General features: G+C 72.1%; 15 protein-coding genes. 10 read left to right on the forward strand and 5 right to left on the reverse strand.

Going from position 1 to position 13,829, the window contains the following annotated elements; all coding sequences use genetic code 11:
- Nucleotides 1-52 precede the first annotated feature (52 nt).
- Complete coding sequence (locus ACZ5VD_RS06600; protein ID WP_468548506.1) at nucleotides 53-268, forward strand: dodecin; 216 nt, start codon at nucleotides 53-55, stop codon at nucleotides 266-268.
- 33 nt (nucleotides 269-301) lie between these two features.
- On the opposite strand, the gene ACZ5VD_RS06605 is transcribed toward ACZ5VD_RS06600, so the two are convergent.
- Nucleotides 302-793, reverse strand: a complete 492-nt coding sequence (locus tag ACZ5VD_RS06605) for a phosphatase domain-containing protein (RefSeq protein WP_468548505.1) — start codon at nucleotides 791-793, stop codon at nucleotides 302-304.
- Between the two features lie 98 nt (nucleotides 794-891).
- Here ACZ5VD_RS06605 and ACZ5VD_RS06610 point away from each other — a divergent pair, with 98 nt between their 5' ends.
- The 4 genes from ACZ5VD_RS06610 to ACZ5VD_RS06625 all read left to right on the forward strand — a co-directional run bounded on the left by ACZ5VD_RS06610 (nucleotide 892) and on the right by ACZ5VD_RS06625 (nucleotide 4,097).
- Nucleotides 892-2,097, forward strand: coding sequence for a right-handed parallel beta-helix repeat-containing protein (locus ACZ5VD_RS06610; protein ID WP_468681162.1), 1,206 nt, complete (start codon nucleotides 892-894; stop codon nucleotides 2,095-2,097).
- A gap of 111 nt (nucleotides 2,098-2,208) precedes the next feature.
- A complete protein-coding gene (locus ACZ5VD_RS06615) occupies nucleotides 2,209-2,619 on the forward strand; it encodes a (2Fe-2S) ferredoxin domain-containing protein (RefSeq protein ID WP_468681164.1) in 411 nt (136 codons plus the stop codon).
- 118 nt (nucleotides 2,620-2,737) lie between these two features.
- Nucleotides 2,738-2,908, forward strand: a complete 171-nt coding sequence (gene rpmF / locus ACZ5VD_RS06620) for a 50S ribosomal protein L32 (protein WP_468548502.1) — start codon at nucleotides 2,738-2,740, stop codon at nucleotides 2,906-2,908.
- Between the two features lie 4 nt (nucleotides 2,909-2,912).
- Nucleotides 2,913-4,097 (forward strand): GTP-binding protein, encoded by a 1,185-nt coding sequence (locus tag ACZ5VD_RS06625; protein ID WP_468681166.1) that lies wholly within the window; start codon nucleotides 2,913-2,915, stop codon nucleotides 4,095-4,097.
- On the opposite strand, the gene ACZ5VD_RS06630 is transcribed toward ACZ5VD_RS06625, so the two are convergent.
- Complete coding sequence (locus tag ACZ5VD_RS06630) at nucleotides 4,040-4,771, reverse strand: nucleotidyltransferase domain-containing protein (RefSeq protein WP_468681167.1); 732 nt, start codon at nucleotides 4,769-4,771, stop codon at nucleotides 4,040-4,042. The genes ACZ5VD_RS06625 and ACZ5VD_RS06630 overlap by 58 nt on opposite strands.
- A gap of 182 nt (nucleotides 4,772-4,953) precedes the next feature.
- Between ACZ5VD_RS06630 and ACZ5VD_RS06635 the strand changes: the two genes are divergently transcribed.
- Together ACZ5VD_RS06635 and ACZ5VD_RS06640 are read left to right on the forward strand one after the other, a co-directional pair.
- On the forward strand, nucleotides 4,954-6,132 hold the full coding sequence (locus ACZ5VD_RS06635) for an FAD-dependent monooxygenase (RefSeq protein WP_468681169.1): 1,179 nt from the start codon (nucleotides 4,954-4,956) through the stop codon (nucleotides 6,130-6,132).
- A gap of 79 nt (nucleotides 6,133-6,211) precedes the next feature.
- The gene (locus ACZ5VD_RS06640; protein ID WP_468681171.1) at nucleotides 6,212-6,727 is read left to right on the forward strand and encodes a MarR family winged helix-turn-helix transcriptional regulator; all 516 of its coding nucleotides are present in this window, start codon (nucleotides 6,212-6,214) and stop codon (nucleotides 6,725-6,727) included.
- A 189-nt stretch (nucleotides 6,728-6,916) separates the two neighbouring features.
- On the opposite strand, the gene ACZ5VD_RS06645 is transcribed toward ACZ5VD_RS06640, so the two are convergent.
- Both ACZ5VD_RS06645 and ACZ5VD_RS06650 read right to left on the reverse strand, forming a co-directional pair.
- Nucleotides 6,917-7,309 carry a nuclear transport factor 2 family protein gene (locus tag ACZ5VD_RS06645; RefSeq protein ID WP_468548497.1) on the reverse strand — a complete coding sequence of 131 codons (393 nt, stop codon included), beginning with the start codon at nucleotides 7,307-7,309 and terminating at the stop codon, nucleotides 6,917-6,919.
- 37 nt (nucleotides 7,310-7,346) lie between these two features.
- Complete coding sequence (locus ACZ5VD_RS06650) at nucleotides 7,347-8,129, reverse strand: MBL fold metallo-hydrolase (protein ID WP_468681174.1); 783 nt, start codon at nucleotides 8,127-8,129, stop codon at nucleotides 7,347-7,349.
- 231 nt (nucleotides 8,130-8,360) lie between these two features.
- Here ACZ5VD_RS06650 and ACZ5VD_RS06655 point away from each other — a divergent pair, with 231 nt between their 5' ends.
- From ACZ5VD_RS06655 to ACZ5VD_RS06665, 3 genes are all read left to right on the forward strand, one after another.
- A complete protein-coding gene (locus tag ACZ5VD_RS06655) occupies nucleotides 8,361-9,242 on the forward strand; it encodes a radical SAM protein (RefSeq protein ID WP_468681176.1) in 882 nt (293 codons plus the stop codon).
- Nucleotides 9,243-9,341: 99 nt separating this feature from the next.
- Nucleotides 9,342-10,364, forward strand: coding sequence for an LLM class flavin-dependent oxidoreductase (locus ACZ5VD_RS06660; RefSeq protein WP_468548494.1), 1,023 nt, complete (start codon nucleotides 9,342-9,344; stop codon nucleotides 10,362-10,364).
- Nucleotides 10,365-10,418: 54 nt separating this feature from the next.
- Nucleotides 10,419-12,815, forward strand: coding sequence for an ATP-binding cassette domain-containing protein (locus tag ACZ5VD_RS06665; protein WP_468681179.1), 2,397 nt, complete (start codon nucleotides 10,419-10,421; stop codon nucleotides 12,813-12,815).
- On the opposite strand, the gene ACZ5VD_RS06670 is transcribed toward ACZ5VD_RS06665, so the two are convergent.
- On the reverse strand, nucleotides 12,781-13,755 hold the full coding sequence (locus ACZ5VD_RS06670; RefSeq protein WP_468548492.1) for a DMT family transporter: 975 nt from the start codon (nucleotides 13,753-13,755) through the stop codon (nucleotides 12,781-12,783). The genes ACZ5VD_RS06665 and ACZ5VD_RS06670 overlap by 35 nt on opposite strands.
- Nucleotides 13,756-13,829 lie beyond the last annotated feature (74 nt).

Raw genomic sequence — 13,829 nt, forward strand, 5'->3', positions numbered from 1 at the left:
CCGGCACGTCCGACACAGGTGACACTGCCGTCACCTCGGAGAGGAGTCCCGCATGTCGAACCACACCTATCGGGTCACGGAGATCGTCGGCACCTCGCCCGACAGCGTCGACCAGGCCGTCCGCAACGGCATCTCCCGTGCCTCGCAGACCCTCCGCAACCTCGACTGGTTCGAGATCACCCAGGTGCGGGGCCAGATCGAGGACGGACAGGTCGCGCACTGGCAGGTCGGTCTGAAGGTCGGCTTCCGGCTCGACGAGTCGGACTGACCCGGGTGAGGCTCCCGGGCGTGCCCGGGAGCCTCAGGTCCGGCCCTCCCGCTCCTGTGCCGCCTTCAGTTCGGCGGACCGGGCCGCCCAGCGCGCCCGTACGACGCTGAAACCGGCCCGTTCGGCGTCCGCGCACACCAGCTCGTCGTCGTCCACGAGCACCCGGATCCCGCGGGTGCGGGCGAGGCGGCCGAGGATCTCCAGCTTGGTGCGCCGGGCGGGCCTGCGGTCGTCGTTGCGCCGCATGTGCACGGTCCCTTCGGGCAGCCCCTGCGCGGCGAGCCAGGCGAGGGTGTCGCGCCGGCAGCGCTCGGGCCGCCCGGTGAGATAGACGACCTCGCACTCCTGTGCGCTCTTCAGGACCAGCGCGATGCCCTCGGCGATCGGCGGGTCCTCGGGCGCGGCCGCGAAGAAGGCGTCCCAGTCGCGGGGTCTGCTCTCCAGGAACCGCTGCCGGTGGGCCGTGTCGGCGAGGGTGTTGTCCAGGTCGAAGACGGCGAGCGGCCGCCTGTTGCTCTCGGTCACGCCCTCCACCCTAAGCGGGCCCCGCACCCCGGCAACCTTCGTGTCCCGGGCGGCCACTGCTGTGCGACATGGCATGCACGGCGAAGGCGGGAGACCCGATGCGCAACACGTCGATATGGACGGCGGCACTGGCGAGCGCGGTACTGGTGACGGTGGGAGGGCCGGTGGGCGGGGCAGCCGCCGCCCCGACGACCGTGATCGTGGCCACGGGCGGCAGCGACTCCGCGCCGGGCACCCTCGCCCAGCCCCTGCGCACGATCCAGCGGGCCGTCGACCTGGCCGCGCCCGGCGACACCATCGCCGTCCGCGGCGGCACGTACGCCCTCACCGACAACATCACGATCACCACCTCGGGCACCGCGGCCCTGCCCCTCACCCTCGGCGCCTACCAGGGCGAGCGGGTCGTCATCGACGGCGAGCGACTGCCCGCGAGCCACACTCCGGTCGGCGGCAGCATCGCGCGGGCCGACCGCGGGGCGATCCACCAGGAGGCGTCGTACTGGCGGATCTCCGACCTGGAGATCGTGAACGGCCCGTACGGCGTGTACTGCGACGGCTGCAACAACAACGTGTTCGCACGGCTGAGGACCCACGACAACTACGAGTCCGGGTTCCAGCTCCAGGGCGCCTCCGCCCACAACCAGATCCTGAACCTGGACAGTCACTCCAACCGGGACCCGCGCAAGAACGGCGAGAGCGCGGACGGCCTCGCCGTCAAGGAGGGCACCGGGAGCGGCAACGTGGTGCGCGGGGCCCGGCTGTGGAACAACGTCGACGACGGCTTCGACAACTGGAAGTTCACCTCGCCGATCGTGATCGAGAACACCGTCGCGTACGGCAACGGCTTCAATCGCTGGGGCTTCCCCGACTTCGCGGGCGACGGCAACGGTTTCAAGCTCGGCGGCGGCAGCCCGGCGCCCGCCGTCGCCCACACCGTGCGGAACAGCGTCTCGTTCAAGAACGCGGCGCACGGCATCACCGACAACGGGAACACCGGAGCCCTCGCCCTGACCCGCAACTCCACCTACGGCAACGGGGGTACGGGCTTCGACGTCGACGCCTCCGGCGGCCGGGCCGTCCTCACCGCCGACCTGTCCGTGGCCGACGCCCGTGCCGTGGCCCTCGGTTCGGCGACCGTCTCCAGCGGCAACTCCTGGAATCTCGGCGGCACCTGGAACGCGGCCTCGGTCCTGAGCACGGACCCCGGGCCCCTCACCGGCGCGCGGCCGGCGAACGGTTCCCTGCCGTCGGCACCGGCGTTCCTCGTCCCCCGCAACGGGGCGGGCATCGGGGCACGGTTCTGACGCGGAGCCCGACGAAGGGGCACAGAGGGCGGAGGCGGCGCAGAGGGCGGAGGCGGCGGAAAAGCGACCCCGGGCGCATCCGGTGATCGACCCGGGCCGCATGCTTCTGTCATGCCTTCGACGCCCCGCACCTCCCTGACCGGCGCCGGTTCCGGTTCCTGCACCCTCGTCGTCTGCCGGGGCTGCTGCTGCGGCAACGCCCGCAAGCAGCCCGGCACCGACCCGGTGTGGCAACTGGAACTGCTACGGGCCGGCGCTGCCGAGCACGGTTTCCAGGTGCGGACGACCGACTGCCTGGGCCCCTGCGACCAGGCGAACGTGATCGTCGTACGCCCCTCCGCCGCCGGACGCCGGGCCGGCGGGCGGGCCGCCTGGATCGGGTTCGTGGGGGACGACGACAGCACCGAGGAGGTCGTGCGGTGGGCGGCGGCCGGCGGCCCGGGTGTCGCCGAGCCGCCGCCCGCGCTGGAGATGCAGTTCATCAAACCGCCCCGGGCCGCGCGTGTACGGTCCCGGCGCTGAGCGTGCCGGCGATCCGGCGCTGACCGCGGGCCGATCCGGTGATGACGGCCACCCTAATTGTTAATGGGATCCATTTTCATGTAGCGTCCTCGGTGCTCACCCACCGAGGAGGACCGTCATGGCCGTACCCAAGCGGAAGATGTCCCGCAGCAACACCCGTCACCGTCGCGCCCAGTGGAAGGCCACCACGCCCGCGCTGGTGCCTCTCACGATCGACGGCGTGCGTCATCTCGTCCCGCAGAACCTGGTCAGGGCCTACGAGCGCGGGCTGCTGCGCCCCGGGGGCTGAGCGGATGCCTCCGACGTCGCAGGACCACCGCCTGCCCGTCACCGTCCTGTCCGGGTTCCTCGGGGCGGGCAAGACGACCCTCCTCAACCATGTCCTCGGCAATCGCGAGGGCCTGCGCGTCGCCGTGATCGTCAACGACATGAGCGAGGTGAACATCGACGCGGCCCTGGTGCGCGGCGGCGGGGCGGCGCTGTCGAGGACCGAGGAGCGCCTGGTCGAGATGACCAACGGCTGCATCTGCTGCACCCTGCGCGACGATCTGCTGGAGGAGGTCGACCGGCTGGCCCGTGAGGGGCGCTTCGACCATCTCCTGATCGAGAGCAGCGGAATCTCCGAACCGATGCCGGTCGCGGCCACGTTCGCCTTCGCCCGCGACGACGGCGCCACCCTCGGGGAGGTGGCCCGGTTGGACACGATGGTCACGGTCGTGGACGCGGTGGGCTTCCTGCCGGAGCTGGCGAGCGGCGACGAACTCGCCGAGCGCGGGCTCGCCCCCTTCGAGGACGACGAACGCACGGTCAGTGATCTGCTCGTGGACCAGGTCGAGTTCGCCGACGTCATCGTGCTCAACAAGCTGGACCTCGTCGACGAGGAGTCGGCGGCCCGGCTGCGGGCCGCGCTCGGCCGGCTGAACCCGCTCGCGCGGATCGTCCCGGCGGCGTTCGGCCGGGTGGCGCTCCACGACGTGCTGGGCACCGGCCTGTTCGACCTGGAGCGGGCCCAGCAGGCGCCGGGATGGGTGCGGGAGCTCAACGGGGAGCATGTCCCCGAGACCGAGGAGTACGGGGTGTCGTCCACCGTCTTCCGCTCCGAACTGCCTTTCCACCCGGCCCGATTGTGGGACTTCGTGACGGAGCGGCTGGACGACGGCGACTACGGGCGGATCCTGCGGTCGAAGGGCTTCTTCACCCTGGCCAGCCGTCCGCACGTGACCGGCCTGTGGTCGCAGGCCGGCTCGGTGGCCCGGTTCGAACCGTCCACCGCCCGCGACCACGAGGCCCCGTACGCACAGGAACTCGTCTTCATCGGAACCCGGTTGGAGGCGGCGGCACTCCAGGACGCCCTCGCCCACTGCCTGTTGGCACCCGGCGAGAGTCCGCCGCCCACCGACCCGTTCCCCGACTGGGACACCTACGGCATCGACGAGGCGTGCGAGCACGAGCACGCCGTGGAGGTCTCCGCCGCGTAGAAGAGGCCGCGGACCCGGCGCAGCCACGCCTCGACGGCGATCTCGTCGGGCTCCTCGGGCAGGACGGTCCGGGTCTCGTCGAAGGCGGCCTCGTAGTGCCGGAGCACGGGCAGCGCGGCCGACGGGTCGGCGGCGACGCGCTCGCCGAAGGCGTGGTACTCCTCGGGGTCCTCGACGCGGAGCTCCAGCCGACCGGTGCCGTACAGCACCAGACCCTGGTGGCACAGCCGCTTCAGGTGCCGGGCGTGCTTCGCGCTCCGCTTCCGGCTGTCCGCGGAGTACGAGCCGTCACCGCGGCTCTGCAGACGCCGGAACTGCTGGGTGGCGTACCCGAGATAGGCGTCCCGGACCCGCTGGGCGCTGAGGAACGAGGTGCGGATGCCGATGAGTTCCTCGCCCGGCGGGGTGCGGACCTCGTACAGGTCGTCGGGGAGCCAGACCAGTTCCATGGCCGTCGGGTTGGCGCCGAGGGCGAGGCGGCACCACTTGGCGGCCTCGTGCAGGGTGCGGTCCGGGGCCGTGGTGACGTGGGACTCCTTGGGACCGTGCAGGCCGTGCAGTCGTTCGGTGGGCGCGGCGAAGAGGCCGAGCCGGTCGACGTCGGAACCGGCGTGGGCGAGGCCGTAGGCGGTGGAGCCGACGACGCCGGACAGCAGGACGTTCGGGACGGTCATGGCCGGCCGCCTTTCCGGTGCGGGACGGGGGACGTACGGCGACCGCCGTCCAGGGGGATCCATTGTGGTGAGGCGAGGGCGCGCGATCATCCGGTTTTCGCGCGGAACCCCCGCCGCCGCTCCGACGTTTCCCCACCGGCAGGTACGGCCAGGATGGTCGTATCCGGACAAGGGGGCAGGGCGTGGCACGCATTCTGGTCATCGGCGGCGGGATCGCCGGCACAGGGGCGGCTCTGGCCCTGCACAAGGCGGGCTTCGAGGTCGGTGTGTACGAGGCGCACCCGGACTCGGCCGAGGACATCGGCGCGTTCCTCACCCTGGCGAGCAACGGCATGCGCGCCCTCGCGGAGATCGACGCCTCCACCGCGGTCACCGCGATCGGCTACGCACTCACCTCGATGCGGGTCCTGGACGCGGCGGGCACCGAGCTGGTCCGCACACCGCTGGGCGAGGCGGACACCCCGCCGCTGCGCTTCCGGTGTCTGCGGCGCGGCGAGCTGAACGCCGCGCTCCAGGCGGAGGCGGTCCGCCGGGGCATCACCGTCCGGCACGGCGCCCGACTCGCCTCCGTCCAGGACGGCCCGGACGGCGTCACCGCCCACTTCACCGACGGCAGCACGGCGAGCGGTGACCTCCTCGTCGGCGCCGACGGCCTGAACTCCACCGTCCGCCGGATCATCGCCCCGGCCACCCGGCCGCGCCACGCGGGCCAGCGGGTGTTCTACGGCTACACCGCCGCCGTGCCCCCGACCGGACCGGACGCGTGCATCACCATGGTGCGCGGCAGCACGGCCGCCTTCGGCTGCACGGCGTCGCCCGAGGGGGAGACCTACTGGTTCGCCCGGGTGAACGGCGATCCCCTGTCCGCCGACGAGCTCACGCGGGGCACCTCCACCGGGTGGCGCGACCTGCTCGTGCCGTTGCTGCGCAAGGACCCCACCCCGGCCGCGGACATCGTCGCGGCCACCTCCGACGGCATCATGGTCACCAACGCCGCCGAGATCCCGACCGGGTCCCTCTGGCGCACCGGCAGGGTCCTGCTCATCGGTGACGCGGCCCACGCGGCGTCGCCCGCGACCGGACAGGGGGCCTCCATGGCGCTGGAGGACTCCGTGGTCCTCGCCAAGTCGCTGCGCGACGCACCCGACACCGACAGTGCGCTCGCCCACTACGAGTCACTCCGCCGGCCGCGCACCGAGCACAACACCACCGTCAGCGGAAACATCTCCCGCGGCACCCGGGCGCCGGCCCGTCCCGCCCCGGGCGCGCCCCCGCCCCGGAGCGAGGACGAGACCCTCACCCGCCTCCTGGACTGGGACGCGGACATCATGGCGGAGAGGCCCGGGAGCCCGACGGGGTGACGGCTCCGGTCCGTGCGACGGGAAGGGCCGTGGCCTACGATCAACCATCCATGGAAGATGATTCTCCGGAAGACGAGTGATGGCTGACGCCGACCTGAAGCTGCTGTACCGGGAGTTGGTCTCGCTGGAGATCGAGCTGTGGGATGGCGTCGAGGGGCGCTTGCGGGCCGAGTACGACCTGCCGCTGACCTCGTTCGAGGTGCTGCACCTGCTGCTGCGGCGGCCCGGGCGGCGGATCCAGGACATCGCGGAGGAGTTCTCGATCACGGTGGGTGGCACGAGCAAGGTGGTCGACCGCCTGGAGGCGGCGGGCCTGTGTGCGCGGCGGGCCAATCCGAACGACCGCCGCTCCTCCATCGTCGAGCTGACACCCGAAGGGCGGAAGCTGGTGGACGGGGCACTGAAGGTCTTCGAGGAGGAGCTGGACCTGCGGATCGGGTCGGTGATCTCCGAGCAGTCCGTCCGCGAGGTGACCGCGGTCCTCGGCACGCTGCGGGCGGCCGGACGCGCCCTGAACGCGGAGCGGAAGGCCGCCGCGCGGACGCCCGCGCCGGCGGGGCGCGCGCCGAAGCGGCCCGGCCGACCGGCTTCGTGAGCCGCGACGGCTCCGCGGTGCCCGCCGGGTGACCGGCCGGGGCCGGACGGACACAGCCCGCGGCCCCGGACCTTCGCCACTGCCGCTCGGTCGGCCGCTCGGTCGTCTTCCGCGTGGGTGTGCCTGTCGCGGGCGCACGGATCGGCTCATGGGCGCCCGGGACCGAGTCGGCCCCGGGCACGACGGGTTCTAGCCCCAGAAGGCGTCTTCGGCGGCCTGGTCGGCGGAGAAGAGCCACATCTCGGTGATCCTGCCGTTCTCGACGCGCAGGAGGTCGACGCCGTCCATGCTCATCGACGCGTCGCCGTGGCGGCCGGTGAAGTGGATGGTCGCGGCGACCAGGTCGCCGTTGCCCATGAGGGTGTGGATCTCGTCGATGGCGAAGGTGCCCTGGCTGGCCTCCATCATGCCGCCGAGCAGCTGGAAGACGGCGCCCTGGCCCTTGTGCTCGCCGGAGAACCGGTGGGCGCCTGGCTGGTGCCAGACGATGTCGGCGTCGAGGAGTTCGCTGAGAGCGGCCATGTCTCCGGTCTGGACGGCCTGGAAGTAGGTGCGGGCGAGGTCGATGTTCGCGCTGCTCATGTCGTTTGCTCCTTGGGCTTCTCGGGCGGGGTGGTGGCTATCGGGTGAAGTCGAGGCGGTCGGCGAGGCCGGCTTCGGTGAACGCGGCCTCGATCTCGTTCCGGCCTTCCTTGAAGTGGGCCCAGCTGTCGAAGTGGGCGGGGACGACCCGGCGGGCGCCGAGCATCCGCGCGGCCTCGGCGCCCTGGGCGCTGTCGAGGGTGAGCAGGGCGTTGTCGAGGGCGAAGGCCATGCGGGCGCCGCCGAGGAAGAGGATCGCGGTGTCGAGGGGGGCGAACTTCCCGGCGATCTCCTTGACGTGTTCCAGGGCGGCGTTGTCGCCACTGACGTACACCGAGGGCAGGTCGTCGGCGGTGAGGACGAAGCCGACGACGTCGCCGGTGACCGGCTCGCAGCCGACGGGGCCGTGCCGGGCGGGTACGCCCGTGACGGTCACGGTGCCGCCGTGGGGCCGCCGGAGTTCGGCGGTCTCCCAGAAGGCGAGGCCGTGAGCGTTGCCGCCGAGGCGGCCGGCGCCGCTCTCGGTGGTGAAGACGACGGGGACCTCGGGCAGGAAGGCGCGGCCGGCGATGTCGAGGTTGTCGTCGTGCGTGTCGTGGGAGAGCAGGACGGCGTCGATGACGCCCAGGTCGGCGGCGGTGACGGGCGACGGGTCGGTCTTGACGAGCTGGTGGTCGCCGGGAAGAGGCATGGGGTACGCGCCGGGCGGGTCGAAGGTGGGGTCGGTGACGAACCTGAGCCCGCCGTACTCGATCAGGGTGGTCGGGCCGCCGTGGACGTGGACGGGGATCTCTTCGCTGGTGGTGTCGGCGCCGGACATCGGGGGCCTTCCGATCGGGGAACGGTGAGGACGCGGACCCTGCGGGTGGCTCCGGCAGGGAACGGGGCTGAAGGAGACGGACCGTCGGCCGTGCCGTCTGCCTGCGGGAGCAGGCCGGCAGGGCTCCGGATCGGCCGCTCACCCCAGCAAAGCATTTAGCTTCCATGGAATCAACTTCCAGAGATTATTGTTCCCTGCGATACAGCTTTGGCGTCAGAGAGGAACCCCGCCGTGGAACCGGTCGAGATCGAGGCGAAGACCCTGATCCAGAAGTCGAGGACCCCGTCGAACGACTACGTGATCAACCCCTACACCGGCTGCGTTCTGGGCTGCGCGTACTGTTTCGCCTCCTTCGCGGGTCGGCGGTTCGGCCGGTCCCCCAAGGAGTGGGGCGACTACCTGTACGCGAAGAAGAACGCCGTCGACCTGGCGCGCGAAGAGCTGGCCAGGATGCCCGAGGACAAGCGCCGCGGCACGATGCTGCTCAGCTCGGTCACCGACCCCTACCAGGGCCACGAGACGAAGTACCGGCTCACCCGCGGCATCCTGCGCGAGCTGAAAGCCGTCGAGTACCCGGGCCTGGTCCGCATCCTGACCAAGTCGCCGGTCGTCATCCGCGACATCGACCTGCTCCGCAGTCTGCCCCGGGCCGAGGTCGGCATGACCGTGACCACCGCGGACGACCAGGTCAGCCGCCGGCTGGAGGTCCGCGCCCCGCTCGCCTCCCGCCGCCTGCGCACCCTCACGGAACTACGTGAGGCAGGCATCCCCGCCTTCGCCTTCGTCGGCCCGCTCCTGCCCCACTTCGCCACCCGGCCCGAACTCCTGGACCAGCTCTTCGGGCAGCTCGTCGAGGCGGGCGTCACCGAGGTGTTCATGGAGCACATCAACCTCAAGCGGTACATCCGCGAGCGCATGGACCAGGTCCTCGCCGGCGAACCCGACGAGGTACGCGAGGCGTACGTCCAGGCCCGCACCAGGGAACACCGCGAACGGCTCGACGCGATCGTGACCGGTCTGCTGGCCGAGCACGGTCTCCGGCTGCGCTTCGACGAGGTCGTTCACCACGACGACAACGACGCCCTGCGCCAGCGGCTGGCCGGCCCGGCGTGAGCGCGTCGCACCGGCGGCAGGGCCAGGCGAGGGAGTCGTGTTCGGGGCCGGACATCGCCACCGCGGAATACCGGCGGCCCCGCAGGACGTCATAGGAGTGTGCTTCAAGGAATCCGATTCTCCGTCCTCGACCGCTCCCGGACCCGCGAGGGCGGTACGGACGCCGAGGCGCTGCGCGACACCGTGCGGCTGGCGCGGGAGCTGGAGGACCTGGGCTATCACCGGTTCTGGGTGTCGGAACACCATGGTGTGCCCGGTGTGGCGGGTTCCGCGCCGACCGTGCTGGCCGCCGCCGTGGCGTCCGCGACCCGGAGCATCCGGATCGGCACCGGCGGTGTGATGCTGCCGAACCACCAACCTCTGGTCGTCGCCGAGCAGTTCGGGGTGCTGGAGTCCCTCTTTCCGGGGCGCATAGACATGGGTCTCGGTCGTTCGGTGGGCTTCACGGACGGGGTGCGCAAGGCGCTCGGGCGCGACAAGGACGACGCCGACGACTTCTCGGGGCAGCTCGACGAACTGCTCGGCTGGTTCCGCGGCACGTCCCCGACGGGTGTGCACGCGCGCCCCGCGGAGGGCCTGTCCGTGCCGCCGTTCGTGCTGGCCATGGGTGAGGGCGCGACGATCGCGGCGCGGGCCGGGCTGCCGATGGTCATCGGTGACCTCCGCGACCGGGAGAAGATGCGGCGCGGCATCGACCACTACCGCGCGACCTTCCGCCCCTCCCCCTGGGCCGAGGAGCCCTACGTCGTCGTCTCGGGCACGATCGCGGTGGCCGCCACCCCCGAGGAGGCCCGGCGGCTCCTGGTCCCCGAGGCCTGGTCGATGGCGTACTCGCGCACGCACGGCACCTTCCCGCCGCTGCCGCCCGCCGAGCGCGTCGAGGCGCTGACGGCGGCCGACGCGATGACCGACAGGGAGCGCGGCTTCTACGAGTCCGGGCTCACCGGGCAGCTCGCCGGCACCGAGGACCAGGTCGCCCACGAACTGGAGACGGTGCTGAAGGAGACGGGTGCCCAGGAGGTCCTGGTCACGACGAGCACCTACGACCGGGAGGCACTCCTCGACTCCTACCGACGGCTCGCGCGGATCGCGGAACAGCTGACCGGCGGCCGACTCGCATAGGATCGCGGGGTTTGTCCCCGGCCCGGCCGGCAGACCCGTACGGAGTTCTCCCTCATGCCCGACGCACACGACGCACCCCACTCGCGCGACGCCCACGATCCGCAGGCCCCGTACATCCGCGTGCGCGGTGCCCGTGAACACAACCTCAAGGGTGTCGACGTCGACATCCCACGGGACGTGTTGACCGCGTTCACAGGGCTGTCGGGTTCGGGTAAGTCGTCACTGGCCTTCGGGACCGTGTACGCGGAGGCGCAGCGCCGCTACTTCGAGTCGGTCGCGCCGTACGCGCGCCGGCTGATCCAGCAGGTCGGGGCGCCGAAGGTGGGGGAGATCACCGGGCTGCCGCCCGCGGTCTCGCTCCAGCAGCGCCGCTCGGTGCCGACGTCCCGCTCCTCCGTCGGCACGGTCACCCACCTCTCCAACTCCCTGCGCATGCTGTTCTCCCGGGCCGGCACCTATCCGCCGGGCGCCGAGCGGCTCGACTCCGACGCCTTCTCCCCCAACACGGCGGCCGGGGCCTGCCCGGAGTGTCACGGCCTGGGCCGGGTGCACCGGACGACGCAGGAGTCGCTGGTCCCCGACCCCTCGCTGTCGATCCGCGAGGGCGCGATCGCCGCCTGGCCGGGGGCCTGGCAGGGCAAGAACCTGCGGGACATCCTCGACGCGCTCGGGTACGACGTGGACCGGCCGTGGCGCGAACTGCCCGCCGAGCAGCGGGAGTGGATCCTGTTCACGGACGAACAGCCGGTCGTCACCGTGCATCCGGTGCGGGACCCGGAGCGCATCCAACGGCCCTACCAGGGCACGTACATGAGCGCCCGGCGGTACGTCATGAAGACGTTCGCGGACTCCAGGAGCAGCACGCTCCGCGCCAGGGCGGAACGCTTCCTCACCAGCGCGCCCTGCCCGGTCTGCGGCGGCGGCAGACTGCGCGCCGAGGCGCTGGCGGTGACCTTCGCGGGCCGGACGATCGCCGAGCTGGCCGGGCTGCCGCTGGTGGAACTGGCCGACCTGGTCGCGGCCTTCGACGTCGGCGGTTCGGAGACCGTCCGGGTCCTCGTCGATGACCTCACGTCCCGTATCGCGCCGGTTGTCGAGCTGGGCCTCGGCCACCTCGCCCCGGACCGGGCGACGCCCACCCTGTCGGCGGGCGAGCTCCAGCGGCTGCGGCTCGCGACCCAGCTGCGGTCCGGGCTGTTCGGGGTGGTCTACGTCCTGGACGAACCGTCCGCCGGACTGCACCCGGCGGACACGGAGGCGCTGCTCGGGGTGCTGGCCCGGCTGAAGGCGGCCGGGAACTCGGTGTTCGTGGTGGAGCACCACCTCGACGTGGTGCGCGGCGCCGACTGGCTGGTGGACGTGGGTCCGCTGGCCGGGGAGCACGGCGGGCGGGTGCTGTACAGCGGACCGGTGGCCGGGCTGGCCGATGTCCCGGACTCCGCCACGGCCCGCTTCCTCTTCGACCGGTCCCCCGCGCCGGGACGCGAACTCCGCCCGGCACGCGGACAGGTGAAGGTCGGGCCGGTCACCCGGCACAACCTGCGCGCGGTGACCGCCGAGTTCCCGCTCGGGGTGTTCACCGCGCTCACCGGCGTCTCGGGGTCCGGCAAGTCCACGCTCATCGGGGAGATCACCGAGGACCTGCCGGGCGTGGGGCGACTGGTCTCGGTGGACCAGAAGCCCATCGGGCGCACCCCGCGCTCCAACCTGGCCACGTACACGGGCCTCTTCGACGTCGTGCGCAAGGTGTTCGCGGCCACCGACGAGGCCCGCTCCCGGGGTTACGGCGTCGGCCGCTTCTCCTTCAACGTGGCCGGGGGGCCTTCCTCCGGGGGAGGGCGCTGCGAGACCTGCCAGGGCGAGGGGTATGTGACCGTCGAGCTGCTGTTCCTGCCGAGCACCTACGCACCGTGCCCGGACTGCGGCGGGGCCCGCTACCGCCCCGAGACGCTCGAAGTGACCTACCGGGGACGGAACATCGCGGAGGTGCTGGACCTCACGGTGGAGTCGGCGGCGGAGTTCTTCGCGGACACTCCCGCGGTCGCGCGCGCCCTGTCGACACTGCTCGACGTCGGCCTCGGCTATCTGCGCCTCGGCCAGCCCGCCACCGAGCTGTCCGGCGGCGAGGCCCAACGCATCAAGCTGGCGAACGAGTTGCAGCGCGGGCGGCGCGGCCACACCCTCTACCTCCTCGACGAGCCGACCACCGGCCTCCACCCGGCCGACGTGGAGGTCCTGATGCGTCAGCTGCACGGGCTGGTGGACGCCGGTCACACCGTCATCGTCGTCGAGCACGACATGACGGTCGTCGCGGGCGCGGACTGGGTGATCGACCTCGGTCCGGGCGGCGGCGAGGAGGGCGGGCGGATCGTGGCGGCGGGTGCGCCGGCGGAGGTCGCGGGGACACAAGGGAGCGCTACGGCGCCGTACTTGAGGCGCGTGCTCCGGTAGCGGGGCGCGCCCCGCGGGCACCTTCACCATGACCGGCGTCGTCACGGTCACCGTCGTCGGGTGACGCCGGCGTGCGAGGGCTCGCGAGGTGCACGACGGCGACCGCGGAGAGGGCGACCGCCAGGCCCACGGCGGTCTGCGGGGTGAACGGTTCGTCGAACATGGCGGCGCCCCAGACGGCAGTGACGGGCGCCATCAGGAACATGAGCGTGTTGACCCTGGTGATCCCGGAGCGCCTCAGCACGAGCCAGTAGAGGCCGTATCCGCCGAACGTCGACAAGGTCACCAGCCACCCGACCGCGATCCAGAACGACGACGAGGCGGGGGGCGCGGCCGACCCGGTGGCGAGCGCGGCGCCGGTGAACACGAGCGCACTGGTGACGCAGTGGACGGTCATCGACACCGCGGGCGTGACGCGGGTCCGCGACCGCTGCTCGACGAACGTGGCCGCCACCAGCGAGAGCATCCCCGTGAACGGGACGAGATAGGTCCACCACGCCACACCGCTGCTCGCCCCCGCGTCGGCCGTGGTGACCAGGGCGACGCCGGCGAGCCCGAGGCACAGGCCGAGCCACTGCCGGCCGGAGACGTACTGCCGCAGGAGCGGACCGGCCAGCGCGCCGGCGACGAGGGGCTGGGTGCCGTCGATCAGGGCGGTCGTGCCGCTGGAGACGCCGAGCCCGATCGCCCAGTACACGGTGAGCAGATAGCCGCTCTGAGAGAGGAGCCCGATCGCCGCCTGCCGTCCGAGGCCGCCCGCGGTCAGCCCCCGCCACGCGGCCCCGCCCCGTGCGAGGGCCACCACGGCGAGGACCGCCGCCAGGGGCAGGAACCGCCACATCAGGACGGTCACCGTACCGGCGTCGCCCGTGCCCAGCTTGGCGCCCACGAACCCCGAGCTCCAGCAGAGCACGAAGGCGACGGAGAGAAGGAGATTCACGGTTCTTCACCCACCGGCCGACCCGGAACGGTATCGGCATCGACATCAGAACTAAACAGATCGGTATACCTGTC

Source organism: Streptomyces sp. NPDC032822, from assembly GCF_055578825.1.

Excerpts from the sequence above, each read along its gene's own strand:
- ACZ5VD_RS06645 (WP_468548497.1), bottom strand. The coding sequence starts at position 7,309 with ATGAGCAGCGCGAACATCGACCTCGCCCGCACCTACTTCCAGGCCGTC.
- ACZ5VD_RS06625 (WP_468681166.1), top strand. The coding sequence starts at position 2,913 with ATGCCTCCGACGTCGCAGGACCACCGCCTGCCCGTCACCGTCCTGTCC.
- ACZ5VD_RS06630 (WP_468681167.1), bottom strand. The coding sequence starts at position 4,771 with ATGACCGTCCCGAACGTCCTGCTGTCCGGCGTCGTCGGCTCCACCGCC.
- ACZ5VD_RS06640 (WP_468681171.1), top strand. The coding sequence starts at position 6,212 with ATGGCTGACGCCGACCTGAAGCTGCTGTACCGGGAGTTGGTCTCGCTG.
- ACZ5VD_RS06665 (WP_468681179.1), top strand. The coding sequence starts at position 10,419 with ATGCCCGACGCACACGACGCACCCCACTCGCGCGACGCCCACGATCCG.
- ACZ5VD_RS06615 (WP_468681164.1), top strand. The coding sequence starts at position 2,209 with ATGCCTTCGACGCCCCGCACCTCCCTGACCGGCGCCGGTTCCGGTTCC.
- rpmF (WP_468548502.1), top strand. The coding sequence starts at position 2,738 with ATGGCCGTACCCAAGCGGAAGATGTCCCGCAGCAACACCCGTCACCGT.
- ACZ5VD_RS06610 (WP_468681162.1), top strand. The coding sequence starts at position 892 with ATGCGCAACACGTCGATATGGACGGCGGCACTGGCGAGCGCGGTACTG.
- ACZ5VD_RS06650 (WP_468681174.1), bottom strand. The coding sequence starts at position 8,129 with ATGTCCGGCGCCGACACCACCAGCGAAGAGATCCCCGTCCACGTCCAC.
- ACZ5VD_RS06600 (WP_468548506.1), top strand. The coding sequence starts at position 53 with ATGTCGAACCACACCTATCGGGTCACGGAGATCGTCGGCACCTCGCCC.